We start from the raw sequence: 13,283 nt of genomic DNA on the forward strand, positions 1-13,283 counted from the left end.
ACACGGGAGGGTGACCGAGAACCCCCTGGACCATCTCTCCCTGGACGACCTGCGCCGTCGGACCTCCGTGAAGTGGCGGGCGTACCCCGACGACGTGCTGCCGCTGTTCGTCGCCGAGATGGACGTGCCGCAGGCGCCCTTCCTCGTCGCCGCGATCACTCGCGCGCTCGAGCTCGGCGACACCGGCTACGACCACGGCACGGGGTACGCCGCCGCGCTCGCGCCGTTCGCCGAGCGGCGCTGGGGCTGGACGCCCGACGTGGCCACGAGCCGCACCCTGCCGGACGTCATGGTCGCGATCGTCGAGATCCTGCGGGTGCTGACGGGGCCGGGCGACGCCGTCGTCGTCACGCCGCCCGTCTACCAGCCGTTCTACGCGTACAGCCGCAACGAGGGCCGCCAGGTGGTGGAGGCCCCGCTGGACGCGGCCGGCCGCCTGGACCTCGGCACGCTCGAGGCGGCGTTCAAGGTCGCGACGGGCACCTCGGGGCACGGCCGCGGACCGGGCTCCGGCCGCCGGGCCGTGCTGCTGCTGTGCAGCCCGCACAACCCGACCGGCACGGTCCATACGCGCGCCGAGCTCGAGGCGGTGCTGGCGCTCGCGGACCGCTACGGCGTCCGCGTGGTGGTCGACGAGATCCACGCACCCTTCACGTTCGCCGACCTCTCGCCCGACGGCGGCACACCTTTCGCCCCGTTGCTCACGGTGGCGGGCAGCGAGAGCGCGATCGCGGTGCACTCGGCGTCGAAGGCGTTCAACCTCGCGGGGCTGCGGGCCGCGACGGCGGTGGGCGGACCGGCGGCGGCCGACGACCTGCGGCGCATCCCCGAGATCGCGGGTCACGCCGTCAACCACCTCGCGGTGCTCGCGCACGCCGCCGCGTACACCGAGGGCGACGCGTGGCTGGACGCCCTGCGGGCGGGGATCGTGCGGAACCGGGAGCTGGTCACGCGGCTGCTGGCCGAGCACGCCCCCGCCGTGCGGGTCCATCCCGCCGGGGGGACCTACCTGATGTGGCTGGACGTGCGGGACGCGGTGCCCGACGGCGCCGACCCGCACCACCACGTGCTGCGCACGGCACGGGTCGCGCTCGGCGACGGGCGGCACTTCGGCACCGGGGGCGGCGGCCGCCTGCGGCTCAACCTGGCGGCGTCGGCGGAGACGCTCACCGCGGCGGTGGACCGCCTCGCCCCGGCCCTCGCGCCGAGGTAGCGCCGCGTCAGCCGAGGTAGCGCGGCTCGCGCCGAGGTAGCGTCAGCCGAGGTAGTCGGGTGCGGCCTCGGCGCCGAGCGCCTCCTCGAGCGTGAGCCCGCTGTGGTGCACGTACGCCGCCAGGTCCGGCCCGACGTAGCGCAGGTGCCACGGTTCCGGCGAGTAGCCGGTGACGTCCTCGGTCCCCTCGGTGTAGCGCACCACGAACCCGTGGCGCCAGGCGTGCGCCGCCACCCATTCCGACGACGGCGTGCCCCCGAAGCGCGTGAACGGCACCCCCGCCTGGGTCACGTCGGCCGCGAGGCCCGTCTGGTGCTCGGAGTGGCGGCCACGTGCCGAGAAGCGGTCGGCGGCCGCCTCGCCGTGCTGACGGACGTACCGCTCGTAGAGCCGTTCCTGGTAGCGGGCCGAGCGGTATCCCGAGACGAGGACCAGCCTCTGCCCGGTGGCTTCCCGGGCGTCCTCCGCGAGCGCGGTCAGGGCGTCGGCCGCCACCGGGCGGAGCCGCACGCGCGATCCCACGGTGTCCATGGCCGGCCGCACCAGCCGGTCGGGCTCCCACGCGGCAGGGGTCACGGGGTTGCGCTTGTTCACCAGCACGGTGGTGTCCTGCGGGCGGGTGCCCGGCTCCCACGTGGTCTTCACGACCTTGGTCGCGCTGACGGCGGGCACGGCCGTCTCGCTCCCGGCGACGGCGAGCCGCCACCGGGTGACCGGTGCGTGCGTCCGGTGCCGGGTGAGGCCCACCTCGGCCACGTCCACCTCGGTCCGGGCGAGGGTGAGCGTCTCGCGGGTCACCCAGCTGCCGTCCGCCTCCTGCTGGAGGCTCACCTCGCGACCGCGGGCCGGGGCGACGGCCACCAGGTCCGTCCACCGCTCGGTGGCCGGTCGGGTCGCCGTCGCGGACCAGCCGGTGATCGTGGTCGCCTCCGGCAGCGGGCGGTGCCAGGACGGGACGAGCGGACCGCCGGGCGGAGGCTCGGCCGCGACCGTCGTCGTCGTCCCCAGGGTGGCGACCGTCGCGGCGAGGACCGCCGCGACGCGGCGGGACGTGGAAGGCACGCCTGCAGCCTGCCAGACCGCTCGCCCGGAGGCCACGCGCGAGCCGTCCGCGGAACCGTCAGCCGGACCCGTGCCGCCCGGACCGGAGGAGACGCCGGACGCCACCCGGAACCGACTCGGCGAGGCGGGCCGTCCCGTTCAGCGCCCCGGAGACCGTCCGATGGTTCGCGCCCCGCATCGTGGAGCTGCGCAGGCCCTGGAGGGACCGGACGTAGTCGTCGCGAGCACGGAGGTCGCTCGTCTCCGTCCGGGTACGGGACTCGTGACGGTACCGCTTGTCGGTGTTGCGGTACCGGAGGTAGTTGGCGGCGAAGAACAGGAACCCGGCGGCGTAGAAGAGCAGCCCGATGCCCGACCAGTCGCCGTCGGAGCCCGTGGCGAGCGTCGTCGCCGTGCTGAGGTAGGTCACGAGAGTGCTCCGAGCGCGAGGACGATGGTGCCGACGACGATCCCGAGGACCTCGACGGCGGCCGAGGTGAGCAGCAGCCGGGGATAGTTGATCGGCACGCTTCCCATGACCGCGCCGGTGCGGCCGTTGACCGCCACGTAGTGCACCATCGGCTCGCCGTCGCGCTTCGTCTGGTGGTAGCTGTACAGCCACACGGGCAGGTAGGCCGACACCCAGCGCTGCCCCTTCACGGTGAGCCGCTCGTCGTCCCACCGCACACCACGGCCGTAGAAGCCCAGGGTGTCGTCGGCGACGTGGCGGGCCACGTCCGTCGACTGCGCGTCGACGATCGGCGCCAGGTCGGCCACGTCGGTGTCGCGGCGTTCGGAGGTGAACCCCGCCAGGTAGTTGGAGTCGTAGGTGACCGCGTTCTCCAGGTCGAACGGCCGGATCGCGTTGATGACGTTGTTGGAGGTGCCCGACCGCTGGTCGAGGCGCTCTCGCGACGAGACGACGGCGAGGTCGTGGACCTCGAGGTCGAAGTCCCGTCCGACGTCGTACAGGTCGGCGTCGTAGCGCGTCTCCGAGCGGTCCTCGCTCACCTTCACGGAGTACCGGCGGGTCTGGTGCTCGCCCTGCCCGCTGAACGACGCGTGGGCGTTGACGTCCACGACCATGTACGGCAGGTAGGCGCCGAGGACGTTCTCCGGGTTGAACTCCTCGCGGAACCGGGGGTGCGCGAAGAACCGTCGCTTGCGCACGAACCGCGCGATCTGCTCGACGGCCTTCTCCTTCGGCAGGCTGAACGGCAGCACCATGTCGGGCACGGCGCCGTTGGGCACCTGCTGGTTCACCGACAGCTTGTTGCGGCACCAGTGGCACCGCGCCTGGGTGCTGCTGGCGGTGTCGACGACGATCTCGGCACCGCACGCGCTGCACTTGAACGTCAGCACGACCTCGGCCGTCGGCACGAGGTCCGCCGAGCCCGAGCCCATCGTGATCCCGGTGAGGTCACCGACCCCCTCGTCGAGCCCGAAGGCCTCGTTGGCGCCGGGCGTCGACCACTCGTGCCGGCAGAAGCTGCACCGCAGCATGCCGGTGCCGATGTTCAGCGCGATCTGCGTCGCCCCGCACCGTGAGCACTTGCTCAGACCGTCGGCGGTCTCCGCGTCGGTCCGGATGACCCGCGGAGCCCCGTCGGCCTGTCCCGTTCCCGTCATCTCCACCATCCCCTACAGCCCGAGGGCCTTCTTCTTGGCGGCGTCGTAGTCGTCCTGGGTGATCAGCCCCGCGTCGAGCATCGCCTTGAACCGCGTGAGCTTCGCCATCGGATCCTCCTCCTCGGGCGCTGTCGGCTCAGGGGGTGGCGCCTGCGGCGTGCCCTGCTGCGGGTAGCCCGGCGTCGCCGGCTGCTGGAGGCCGCCCACGGCACCTCCCGCGGCGTTCATGCCCATGCCGAGGAAGGCCATGCCGGCGGCCCCGCCGTCCGGGTTCTCCCCGGCCGCCTGGAACCCCCGTGCCGCGGCCTGCTGCATGAACGAGTTGCCGCGGGCACCGCCCAGCGCGTCGGCCTTCTTGACGTCGGAGAGCAGCTTGCGCGTGTCCTCGTCGTACTCGATCGCCTGCAGCGCCACCTTGACGATGCTCAGCCCACGGTCGGACGTCCAGCGGTAGCCCTCCTCCACGGCGTGGCTCAGCGACTGCGCGAACCCGACCGCGTCGCCCTGGATGCGCGCGATGCGGTTCCCCTGGGCAGGGTCGTTCGTGTAGTGCGAGAACGCCGCGGCCAGCGAACCGACGAGCTCGTTGAAGAGCTGGCTCGCGGCGTCGTTGTCGAGGTCGCCGAAGTCGAAGACCCTCGCGTCGTGGCCCAGATAGCTCAGCGGCACGAAGCTCTTGATGAGGAGGATCGGGTCCACGATGCGCAGGGAATAACTGCCACGCGTGATCGCGCCGACCTGGGCGCGCAGGTACGCGTCGTCCCAGTAGATCTCCGACTGGGTCCCGAACCGGTTGTTCGGGATCTCCTTGAGGTTCACGTAGAAGGCGAGCTGCTGGGAGGCGGGCTGACCACCGAACCTGAACCGCTCCCACGACGTCTTCACCGTCGAGCTGACGAGACCGTCGCCGGCGAAGACCGACGCCGCGTTCTGGTCGTCCGACGTGAAGACGAACCCGCCCGGCTCTCCCACGAAGCCCGTCAGCTCGCCGTCCTGGAACGTCACGAGCGCGTAGCCCTCGGGCACGACGATGCGCGAGCCGTTGGTGATGATGTGCTCGGAGGCCTGGGTGTTCGCCCCCCGGCCGGCGTTCTGGCCGCGGGCGACGGCGGGGAAGATCGCTGCCGTCGGCGCCAGCCCGGACGGCGGGACGAGGAAGTCCTTCCACTGGTCGGCGAAGGTCCCGCCGAGCGCGCCCGCGAAGGCCTTGATGAATCCCATGCGTGTCCTCGATCCCTGTCCGCTGTCGTGCTCCGGCGTGGGACAGCAGGGCATCGTGGACGCGTCGTCGTCGTGGGGATGCGCCGCATGCCTGCACGTCTACGCCGACACTGGCCACAAGAGACCGTACCGGTCAGCGCCTCCCTTGAAGTCCGGAAGGGCCAGATATCGGCGAATATTCACCCGCCCGCGGTTGAGGGGCACGCTACGCTCGCGACCGTGCGCCGTCGGACATCGTTCACCGTGACCGCCCTGCTCGCCCCTGCCGCCCTGCTGGCCCTCGCGGCCTGCACAGGTCCTGACCGGCCGCCGCCGTCCGAGGCGGCCGACGTCCTCGCCGCGGCGCTGTCCGCCGGCGACCTGACCTCCGTGCCGCTCGCGACCGATACCTCCGCGGACCCGCAGGCGCACCTGGTGGAGGTGACCGAACCCCTGGTGGAGGCCGCCGAGGCGGCGGGTGCCGAGCCCGTCGTGACCGTCGCCGAGGTCACCGAGGCCGAGGAGTCCGACGACGCGCCGCCGCGCGCCGACGTGACGCTGGCGTGGTCGTGGCCGCTCACCGAGGAGCAGACCTGGGAGTACACGACGACGACCGAGCTGGTCTGGGCGCCACCGCCCGAGGACTCCGAGGAGACCGGGGCCTGGGAGACGCAGTGGGACACGGACCTCGCCGTGCCGGAGCTCGCGGCGGGGGAACGGCTCCAGATCGAGACGCTGCGACCCGGCCGCGGGGACGTCGTCGACATCGACGGCGCGCCGCTGGTGACCGAGCGGGACGTGTGGCGCGTCGGCATCGACAAGACGTTCATCGAGCCGGAGGAGTGGGAGCCCCGGGCGCGCCAGCTCGGCGAGATGATCTGGACCCAGCCCGACGACTACGTGGCGCGTGTCGCCGCCGCGGGCGACAAGGCCTTCGTCGAGGCGATCACCGTCCGCCAGGAGGACCCGGGCATCGCCTTCTCGGTCGACGACGCGCGCAGCGTCGACGGCGTCAACGTGGTCGCCGACACGATGGAGCTCGCGCCGACGTCGTCGTTCGCGGCGCCCGTCCTCGGGCGGGCCGGGGAGGCCACGGCGGAGGTCATCGAGGAGTCGGAGGGTGCCGTCGAGGCCGGCGACGTGGTCGGGCTGTCCGGGCTGCAGCAGCAGTACGACGAGCACCTCCGCGGCGAGGACGGGCTGGTGGTGCGGGTGGTGCCGTCCGAGGGCGACGCGGAGGCCGGCGAGGAGCCGCGCGAGCTGTTCCGGGTCGAGGCCACCGACGGCGCCGACCTGGAGACGACGTTCGACCCCGCCCTGCAGGTGCTCGCCGAGGACGTGCTCGGCTCTGTGGGGTCGCCGAGCGCGCTGGTCGCGATCCGGCCGTCCACCGGTGACGTGCTCGCCGCGGCGAGCGGTCCGGGCAGCGAGGGATGGTCGACGGCGACGCTGGGCCAGTACGCGCCCGGGTCCACGTTCAAGGTGGCCACCGCCCTGGCGCTGCTGCGTGCGGACACGTTCCCCGAGGACACCGTCGACTGCCCGGAGGAGATCACGGTGGACGGCCGGACCTACTCCAACGTCCCCGGCTACCCGGCGTCGGCCACCGGCGAGGTCTCCTTCGCGACGGCGTTCGCGCACTCGTGCAACACGGCCTTCATCGGCGCGGCCGAGCAGGTCGACCAGGCGGACCTGGTCACCGCCGCCGCCGACCTGGGCCTCGGTCCGGCGACGGACGCGGGGTTCTCGGGCTCGGTGCCCGACGAGGCCTCGCGGACGGGGCACGCCGAGTCGGCGATCGGTCAGGGCGAGGTGCTCGCCTCCCCGCTGGGCATGGCGACGGTCGCGGCGAGCGTCGCCGCCGGGGAGCGGGTGGAGCCGCGGCTCGTCCGCGACGCCGACGGCGAGCCCGAGGAGGGCGCGTCGCCGTCGGCCGGGACGGACGCGTCGCCGTCGGCGAGCGCGAGCGCTGCCGCCGACGGTCCGGCGGGCGACGGGCTGACCGCCACCGAGGCCGAGGACCTGCTCGGGCTGATGGGTGGCGTGGTGAGCGAGGGCAGCGCGTCGGAGCTCGGTGACATCCCGGACGTCGTGGGGGCCAAGACGGGCACGGCCCAGTACGGGGACGGTTCGCGGCAGCACGCGTGGATGCTCGCCGTCGCGGACGACCTCGCGGTGGCGGTGTTCGTCGAGGACGGCGAGTACGGGTCGACGACGGCGGGCCCGTTGATGGGAGAGTTCCTCGCGGGACGGTGAGCAGGTCCGACCGGCACGTGGTGAGCGGGTCGGCGGTCGGGACCGCCGACCCGCTCACCGGTCGCTCACTGCGCGGACCCTTCCGTCTCCGCCGAGATCTCCCGGGTCGGGGAGGTCTCGATGACCGGCCCGGGGGATGTCCGGGCCGGCGCGGGCCGTGGGATGCGGCGCCGCGGAGATCGCCGCGGTAGCGGCGAGAGCGGAGGGGCCGGAACGATTCGACTACGGGTTGCCCCGAGCAGGCAAGCGGGGGCGGCCGACTGTGCCGAGCCTCACGCGCCGGCGAACCGTGCGGCACGCTCGGTCACGCGCGCGGCCCCCCGTCCGCCGTCGGCCGCGGCGTCCCACGCGTAGACCTCCGTGCCCGTGACGAAGACCTGCTCGGCCCGCGACGTCACGTCCAGCGGGTCGCCGGACCAGACGACGACGTCGCCGTCCAGCCCCGCCCGCAGCGCCCCGACGCGGTCGTCCAGCCCGAGGAACGCCGCCGGGTTCACCGTCAGCGCCTCCAGCGCCACCTGCCGGTCGAGGCCTTCCTTCACGGCCAGCGAGGCCTGGTGCACCAGGAAGTTGACCGGCACCACGGGGTGGTCGGTGGTGATGGCGACCCGGACGCCGGCCTCGGCGAGACGTGCCAGGCCCGAGATCGCGCGATTCCGCAGCTCGACCTTGCTGCGGGTGGTGAACATCGGGCCGAAGATCACCGGGACGTCCCGCTCGGCCAGCACGTCGGCGACCGCCGCGCCGTCCGTGCCGTGGTTGATCACGAGCCGGTAGCCGAACTCGTCCGCGAGACGCAGCGCGGTCGCGATGTCGTCCGCACGGTGCACGTGCTGGTCCCAGACGAGCTCGCCGTCGAGCACGCGCGCCAGCGTCTCCTTGCCGAGGTCCCGGGCGAACGGCTCGCCCTTCGTCGCGGCCGCGGCGCGCGCGGCCGCGTAGTGCTGCGCGTCGAGGAACGCCTGCCGGATGACGGCCGCGACACCCTGGCGCGTGGCGGGCAGCTTCTGCCGGTCGCCGTAGACGCGCTTGGGGTTCTCCCCGAGCGCGGACTTCACCGAGACGGACTCGGAGAGGAGCTGCTCGTCGACGGTGCGACCGCCCCAGGTCTTGATCGCCACGGTCTGCCCGCCGATCGGGTTGGCCGACCCCGGCTTGACCACCACCGAGGTGACGCCGCCCGCGAGCGCGTCACGGAACCCCTCGTCCTCGATGTTGATCGCGTCGAGCGCCCGCAGGTGGGCGCCGTCCGGGGCGGTCTTCTCGTTGGTGTCGTCGCCGGCCCAGCCCTCGGCCTCCTCGTGGATGCCGACGTGCCCGTGCGACTCGACGAAGCCCGGCAGCACCCAGCGGCCGCCGGCGTCGACGGTGCGGACGCCGTCGGGCACGGTCACGTCAGTGCCGACGGCCGTGATGACGCCGTCCTCGACGAGCACGGTGCCGCCGTCGATCGGGTCCCCGACGACGGGGACGACGTAGCCGTTCGTGACGGCGACGGAGCTGCAGGTGGTGCCCGGGGTGCCGGGCCGCGTGGTGGAGGTCATGACATGCCATGATGCCCCGTCGGACCGGACGGCGGGAGGTGGCATGTCGGTCGACGACGACGCACTTCCGTGGCGGGTGCTGCTGCCGGTGTGCGTGGGTCTCGTCCTGGCTGTCGGCGGCGCGTTCGTCGCCGGGGACGCGGGCTCCACCGTCGTGACCGCCCAGCACCTCGCCACCCACGGGGAGGCCACCACCGCCGACGACGCCGAGGGGTCGGGCGGCCGGGAGCGCGCGGTCGAGGCGTGGGTCGCCCTGCCCGGGGGCGACCGTCGGCTCCGGATCGACGGAGCGACCGTCGCGGCCTCCGACCTGGCACCGGCGTCGGTCGGCGCGGAGCTGTCCGGCGCATGGCGTCCGGTGGACAGCGGTCCCTATGCCGGGACGTTCGACGTCCTGCACGATCCTGCCGACGTCGAGACGGTCATGGCCGTGCGCGACGTGGAGAGCGTCACCGGCGACGAGGTGACGCGCACGATCGCCGTCGTCTCGGCCGCGGTGTCGTTGACCGCGACGGCGCTGCTGGCGCTCGCGGCGGTCGTCGGGTACCGCCGCGCCCGCCGGCGGACCACCGGTACCGCCTGAGCTCTGCCGTGCGCCGGTCAGGCCTCCGGGACGTTCTCCTCGATCTCGCGCAGCCAGGCCGCGGGTGACGCGTCGGACGGCATCCGCCAGTCGCCGCGCGGCGACATGGTGCCGCCGGGTGACACCTTGGGCCCGTTGGGCAGCGCCGACCGCTTGAACTGCGAGCCGAAGAACCGCAGGAAGAACACGAGCATCCAGCGCCGGATCGTCGCGAGGTCGTAGGTGGACCGCTCGTCGTGCGGGTAGCTCGGCGGCCAGGCGCCGACCGACGCGTCCCGCCAGGCGTGCCAGGTGAGGAACGCGATCTTGCTCGGCCGCAGCCCGTGCCGCAGCGTCCAGTACAGGGTGAAGTCCTGCAGGGCGTACGGCCCGACGGCGGCCTCGGTGGACTGCGGTGCCTCGCCGGCCGCGACGGGCACGAGCTCGGGGCTGATCTCCTGCACGACGATCTCGCGCAGCACGTCGCCCACCTCGGCGGGGAAGTCTCCGGAGTCGGCCACCCAGCGGATGAGGTGCTGGATCAGGGTCTTGGGCACACCGGTGTTGACGGCGTAGTGCGACATCTGGTCGCCCACCCCGTACGTGCACCAGCCCAGCGCCAGCTCGGAGAGGTCGCCCGTGCCCAGCACGATCCCGCCGCGGTGGTTCGCGAGCCGGAACAGGTAGTCGGTGCGCAGCCCCGCCTGGACGTTCTCGAACGTCACGTCGTACACGGGTTCGCCGTCGCCGGCGGGGTGGTCGAGGTCGCGCAGCATCTGCGTGGCGGCGGGCCGGATGTCCAGCTCCTCGAACCGCACGCCCAGGGCGGTCGCCAGACGGGTGGCACGGTCCTTCGTCTCCGCCGACGTGGCGAAGCCCGGCATGGTGATCGCGTGGATGTCCGTGCGCGGCCGTCCGAGCCGGTCCATGGCCTTGGCGGCGACGACGAGCGCCTGCGTCGAGTCCAGCCCTCCGCTGACGCCGATGACGACCTTCGGCTGCCCGATCGCCGACAGCCGCTTCTCCAGGCCCGTGACCTGGATGTTGTACGCCTCGTAGCAGTCGAGCGCGAGGCGAGCGGCGTCGTCGGGCACGAACGGGAACCGGTCCACCGCACGGCGCAGGCCGAGGTCGCCCGACGGCGGGCGCACCTCCCACTCGACGGTCCGGAAGCCGCGGGCCCCGTCGTCCAGGGCGCGGCGGTTGTCGTCGAACGTGCCCTGCCGCAACCGGTCCTGCCGCAGCCGGTCGAGGTCGACGTCCGCGACGGCGCGGCGGGGCCCGTCGGGGAACCGTTCGGTCTCGGCCAGCAGGTCGCCGGCCTCGTAGACCATCGTCTGCCCGTCCCAGGACAGGTCGGTGGTGGACTCGCCCTGCGCCGCGGCCGCGTAGACGTAGGCGGCGAGACAGCGCGACGAGGCCGAGCGGACCATGAGGCGCCGGTCCTCGGCCCGCGCGATGGTGATCGGGCTGGCCGACAGGTTGAGCAGGACGGTGGCGCCGGCCAGGGCCGCCTCGGCGGACGGCGGCACCGGCACCCACATGTCCTCGCACACCTCGACGTGCACGGTGAGCCCGGCGACGTCCGCGGCGCGGAACAGCAGGTCCGGGCCGAACGGGACGTCGTCGTCGGCGAACGGCAGCCGGACGGTGCCGCCGCGGCGGTCGGCGCCGGGGGCGAACCAGCGGTGCTCGTAGAACTCCCGGTAGGTCGGCAGGTACGACTTCGGGGCGACGCCGAGCACCCGGCCGCCCTGGACGACGACGGCGCAGTTCAGCACGCGCCCGTCCACCTCGACCGGGGCGCCCACCACGAGCAGCGGGCGCAGGTCGGTGCTGGCCTCGACGATCTGCGCGAGCGCGTCCCCGACGGCCTCCAGGAGGGTGTCGGCCAGGTGGAGGTCGTCCAGCGCGTACCCCGACACGGAGAGCTCGGGGAAGACCGCCACGGCGACGCCGTCGTCGTGGCAGGCGCGTGCCTCGGCGAGGATCGCGGCGGCGTTCGCGGCGGGGTCGGCGACGGACACGGGCACGGTGCACGCGGCGACGCGGGCGAACCCGTGGGCATAGGCGTTGCGGAAGTCCACACCCCGAGTGTGCCCGACGTCGCGCCCCGAGTGTTCGTCGGAGGCGGCGCGGCACGGATATGGTCGCTCCGTGGCGCAGACACCCGAGGGCTCCCGCCCCGACTCCCGACCCTCCGGCCGGCGGCCGTCCGCCTCCGGCCCGGACTGGACCCCCGTGCGCAAGAACCGTGGCCGCGTCGTCGCGGCGATCGTGGCCCTGGCCATGCTGCTGACGGCGGTCGGTGGCACCGCGGTGAGCATCCTCGGTGCGTCCTCGGCCGGTGCGCACGACCAGCTCGTCTCCTCCGACCCGGCCGACGGCGACGAGCTCGACGCGCCGGTCGGGGAGGTCACGCTGACGTACAGCGCCGAGATCATCGCGGACGGCACGCAGGTGCGGCTCGCGACGCCCGACGGCGACGTCGACGCGGACGTGGCGATCGAGGGCGAGCAGGTCACCGCGACGTTCGACACCCCCGACGCCGGCGGCGAGTACCGCGTGCAGTGGCGCGTCGTCTCCTCCGACGGGCACCCGATCGAGGGAGAGCTCGCCTACGAGGTGGCCGCGCCGGCCGCGCCGTCGCCGGAGGAGTCCGGACCCACCGACGAACCCGGCGAGGCCGCCTCGGCGGAGGCGGAGCTCGAGGAGTCGGGTGAGGCCCAGGGGCTCGGGGCCGCCCCGGAACCGTCGCCGTCCGCGACAGAGCCCGTCGGCGACGAGGGCGCCGACGGTTCGACCGGGGCCATGCCGCTGGTCTACGGTGCCGCTCTGGTGGCGCTGATCGGCGTCGCCGCCATGACGGTGCTGCGGTCGCGCCGTCGCCTGCACGAGACCACCGGGCAGGAGCCACGGGACGGTCCGCAGGCCTGAACGAACCGTCCGCCAGGGTCCGCGAGCCACGCCGAAGGGCGCAAAAGTCGCAGGAACCTGCGGATGTTCCTTAGTGTGTTCCCGGTCCACCGGTTCGCGCCGGACCGACCGAGAACGTGACGACGTGCGGGTCTCGTACGTCGTGATCCGGAGAAGGGATTCACATGTCGCTGAACAAGTCCGAGCTCGCCTCGGCCATCGCCGCCAAGGCCGACCTGACCAAGTCGGACGCCGAGGCTGCGCTCAACGCCCTGCAGGAGGTGCTCATCGAGTCGCTCGGCCAGGGCGAGGCCGTGAAGCTCACGGGCCTGCTGTCGGTGGAGCGCGTCGAGCGTGCCGCCCGTACCGGCCGCAACCCGCGCACCGGTGAGGAGATCCAGATCCCGGCGGGCTACGGCGTGAAGATCAGCGCCGGTTCGCTGCTGAAGAAGGCCGTCGCCAAGTGACGTCCCGCTGACCTCGGTCGGCCTGGCAAAGGGCCCGGTTCCGCTCTGTCGCGGAGGCCGGGCCCTTTGTCGTCCTTCTGTTCGCGACCGGATGGAAGCGTACGCTCACACGGCGAAATGTGAGCGTACTTGCACAGGTCGAGCGGCCCGGCGGCACCGCGGACTGAGCCAGGACGAGCTGGCGCGCCAGGCCGGAATCGCCAGGCGGACCCTGTCCCGCATCTCGAACGGCAACGTTTCCGGAGAGATCGGGTTGATCCTCTCGGTCGTACGGGCCCTCGAGCTGTCCCTCGACCCTGCCGAGCACTCGGCCGGTGAGTTCACGCTCGACACGTTCGACGAGATGACGGACGAGCTGTGAGCCGTCGACTCGACGTGCGGCTCTACGACCGGACGATCGGCAGTCTGGAACAGACCGGCTCGAGTGCGCACCGGTTCGCCTACCGGCCCGACTA

General features: G+C 73.2%; 12 protein-coding genes and 1 pseudogene. 7 read left to right on the forward strand and 6 right to left on the reverse strand.

All coding sequences use genetic code 11. The features are described from left to right. Positions 1 to 10 precede the first annotated feature (10 nt). Positions 11 to 1,213 carry a MalY/PatB family protein gene (locus UQW22_RS06965; protein ID WP_407320186.1) on the forward strand — a complete coding sequence of 401 codons (1,203 nt, stop codon included), beginning with the start codon at positions 11 to 13 and terminating at the stop codon, positions 1,211 to 1,213. A 42-nt stretch (positions 1,214 to 1,255) separates the two neighbouring features. Here UQW22_RS06965 and UQW22_RS06970 read toward each other — a convergent pair whose 3' ends face one another. The 4 genes from UQW22_RS06970 to UQW22_RS06985 are packed head-to-tail and all read right to left on the reverse strand — an operon-like array spanning position 1,256 to position 5,104. After that, positions 1,256 to 2,275, reverse strand: coding sequence for a M15 family metallopeptidase (locus tag UQW22_RS06970; RefSeq protein WP_407320187.1), 1,020 nt, complete (start codon positions 2,273 to 2,275; stop codon positions 1,256 to 1,258). Positions 2,276 to 2,333: 58 nt separating this feature from the next. Continuing rightward, positions 2,334 to 2,684, reverse strand: coding sequence for a hypothetical protein (locus UQW22_RS06975; RefSeq protein ID WP_407320188.1), 351 nt, complete (start codon positions 2,682 to 2,684; stop codon positions 2,334 to 2,336). Further along, positions 2,681 to 3,883 (reverse strand): TFIIB-type zinc ribbon-containing protein, encoded by a 1,203-nt coding sequence (locus UQW22_RS06980; protein ID WP_407320189.1) that lies wholly within the window; start codon positions 3,881 to 3,883, stop codon positions 2,681 to 2,683. Before UQW22_RS06980 ends, UQW22_RS06975 begins: the two co-directional genes overlap by 4 nt. Before the next feature lie 12 nt (positions 3,884 to 3,895). Beyond that, positions 3,896 to 5,104, reverse strand: coding sequence for an SPFH domain-containing protein (locus UQW22_RS06985; protein WP_407320190.1), 1,209 nt, complete (start codon positions 5,102 to 5,104; stop codon positions 3,896 to 3,898). A 219-nt stretch (positions 5,105 to 5,323) separates the two neighbouring features. Here UQW22_RS06985 and UQW22_RS06990 point away from each other — a divergent pair, with 219 nt between their 5' ends. After that, positions 5,324 to 7,339, forward strand: coding sequence for a penicillin-binding transpeptidase domain-containing protein (locus tag UQW22_RS06990; RefSeq protein WP_407320191.1), 2,016 nt, complete (start codon positions 5,324 to 5,326; stop codon positions 7,337 to 7,339). A gap of 272 nt (positions 7,340 to 7,611) precedes the next feature. Here the strand turns inward: UQW22_RS06990 and UQW22_RS06995 are convergent, their stop codons facing one another. Then, entirely contained in the window at positions 7,612 to 8,883 is a 1,272-nt protein-coding gene (locus tag UQW22_RS06995) for an amidohydrolase (RefSeq protein WP_407320192.1), read from the reverse strand. A gap of 43 nt (positions 8,884 to 8,926) precedes the next feature. Here UQW22_RS06995 and UQW22_RS07000 point away from each other — a divergent pair, with 43 nt between their 5' ends. Continuing rightward, positions 8,927 to 9,466 carry a hypothetical protein gene (locus UQW22_RS07000; RefSeq protein ID WP_407320193.1) on the forward strand — a complete coding sequence of 180 codons (540 nt, stop codon included), beginning with the start codon at positions 8,927 to 8,929 and terminating at the stop codon, positions 9,464 to 9,466. A gap of 17 nt (positions 9,467 to 9,483) precedes the next feature. On the opposite strand, the gene UQW22_RS07005 is transcribed toward UQW22_RS07000, so the two are convergent. Next, complete coding sequence (locus tag UQW22_RS07005) at positions 9,484 to 11,532, reverse strand: NAD(+) synthase (RefSeq protein ID WP_407320194.1); 2,049 nt, start codon at positions 11,530 to 11,532, stop codon at positions 9,484 to 9,486. 70 nt (positions 11,533 to 11,602) lie between these two features. Here UQW22_RS07005 and UQW22_RS07010 point away from each other — a divergent pair, with 70 nt between their 5' ends. The 4 genes and pseudogenes from UQW22_RS07010 to UQW22_RS07025 form a co-directional block, all read left to right on the forward strand. Further along, a complete protein-coding gene (locus tag UQW22_RS07010) occupies positions 11,603 to 12,382 on the forward strand; it encodes a copper resistance protein CopC (protein WP_407320195.1) in 780 nt (259 codons plus the stop codon). A 164-nt stretch (positions 12,383 to 12,546) separates the two neighbouring features. Then, complete coding sequence (locus tag UQW22_RS07015) at positions 12,547 to 12,828, forward strand: HU family DNA-binding protein (RefSeq protein WP_407320196.1); 282 nt, start codon at positions 12,547 to 12,549, stop codon at positions 12,826 to 12,828. A 91-nt stretch (positions 12,829 to 12,919) separates the two neighbouring features. Then, positions 12,920 to 13,189, forward strand: coding sequence for a helix-turn-helix transcriptional regulator (locus tag UQW22_RS07020; protein WP_407320197.1), 270 nt, complete (start codon positions 12,920 to 12,922; stop codon positions 13,187 to 13,189). Between the two features lie 14 nt (positions 13,190 to 13,203). Beyond that, a pseudogene (locus UQW22_RS07025) lies at positions 13,204 to 13,278 on the forward strand (hypothetical protein); the annotation flags it as partial. Between the last annotated feature and the right edge of the window lie 5 nt (positions 13,279 to 13,283).

It is taken from the genome of Isoptericola halotolerans (assembly GCF_045689585.1).
GTDB classification, from domain to species: Bacteria; Actinomycetota; Actinomycetes; order Actinomycetales; family Cellulomonadaceae; genus Isoptericola; species Isoptericola halotolerans_B.

Bases quoted from the DNA above. Each gene is read 5' to 3' on its own strand.
- UQW22_RS07000 (WP_407320193.1), top strand. From the start codon at position 8,927: ATGTCGGTCGACGACGACGCACTTCCGTGGCGGGTGCTGCTGCCGGTG.
- UQW22_RS07020 (WP_407320197.1), top strand. From the start codon at position 12,920: ATGGAAGCGTACGCTCACACGGCGAAATGTGAGCGTACTTGCACAGGT.
- UQW22_RS06980 (WP_407320189.1), bottom strand. From the start codon at position 3,883: ATGACGGGAACGGGACAGGCCGACGGGGCTCCGCGGGTCATCCGGACC.
- UQW22_RS07015 (WP_407320196.1), top strand. From the start codon at position 12,547: ATGTCGCTGAACAAGTCCGAGCTCGCCTCGGCCATCGCCGCCAAGGCC.
- UQW22_RS06985 (WP_407320190.1), bottom strand. From the start codon at position 5,104: ATGGGATTCATCAAGGCCTTCGCGGGCGCGCTCGGCGGGACCTTCGCC.
- UQW22_RS06995 (WP_407320192.1), bottom strand. From the start codon at position 8,883: ATGACCTCCACCACGCGGCCCGGCACCCCGGGCACCACCTGCAGCTCC.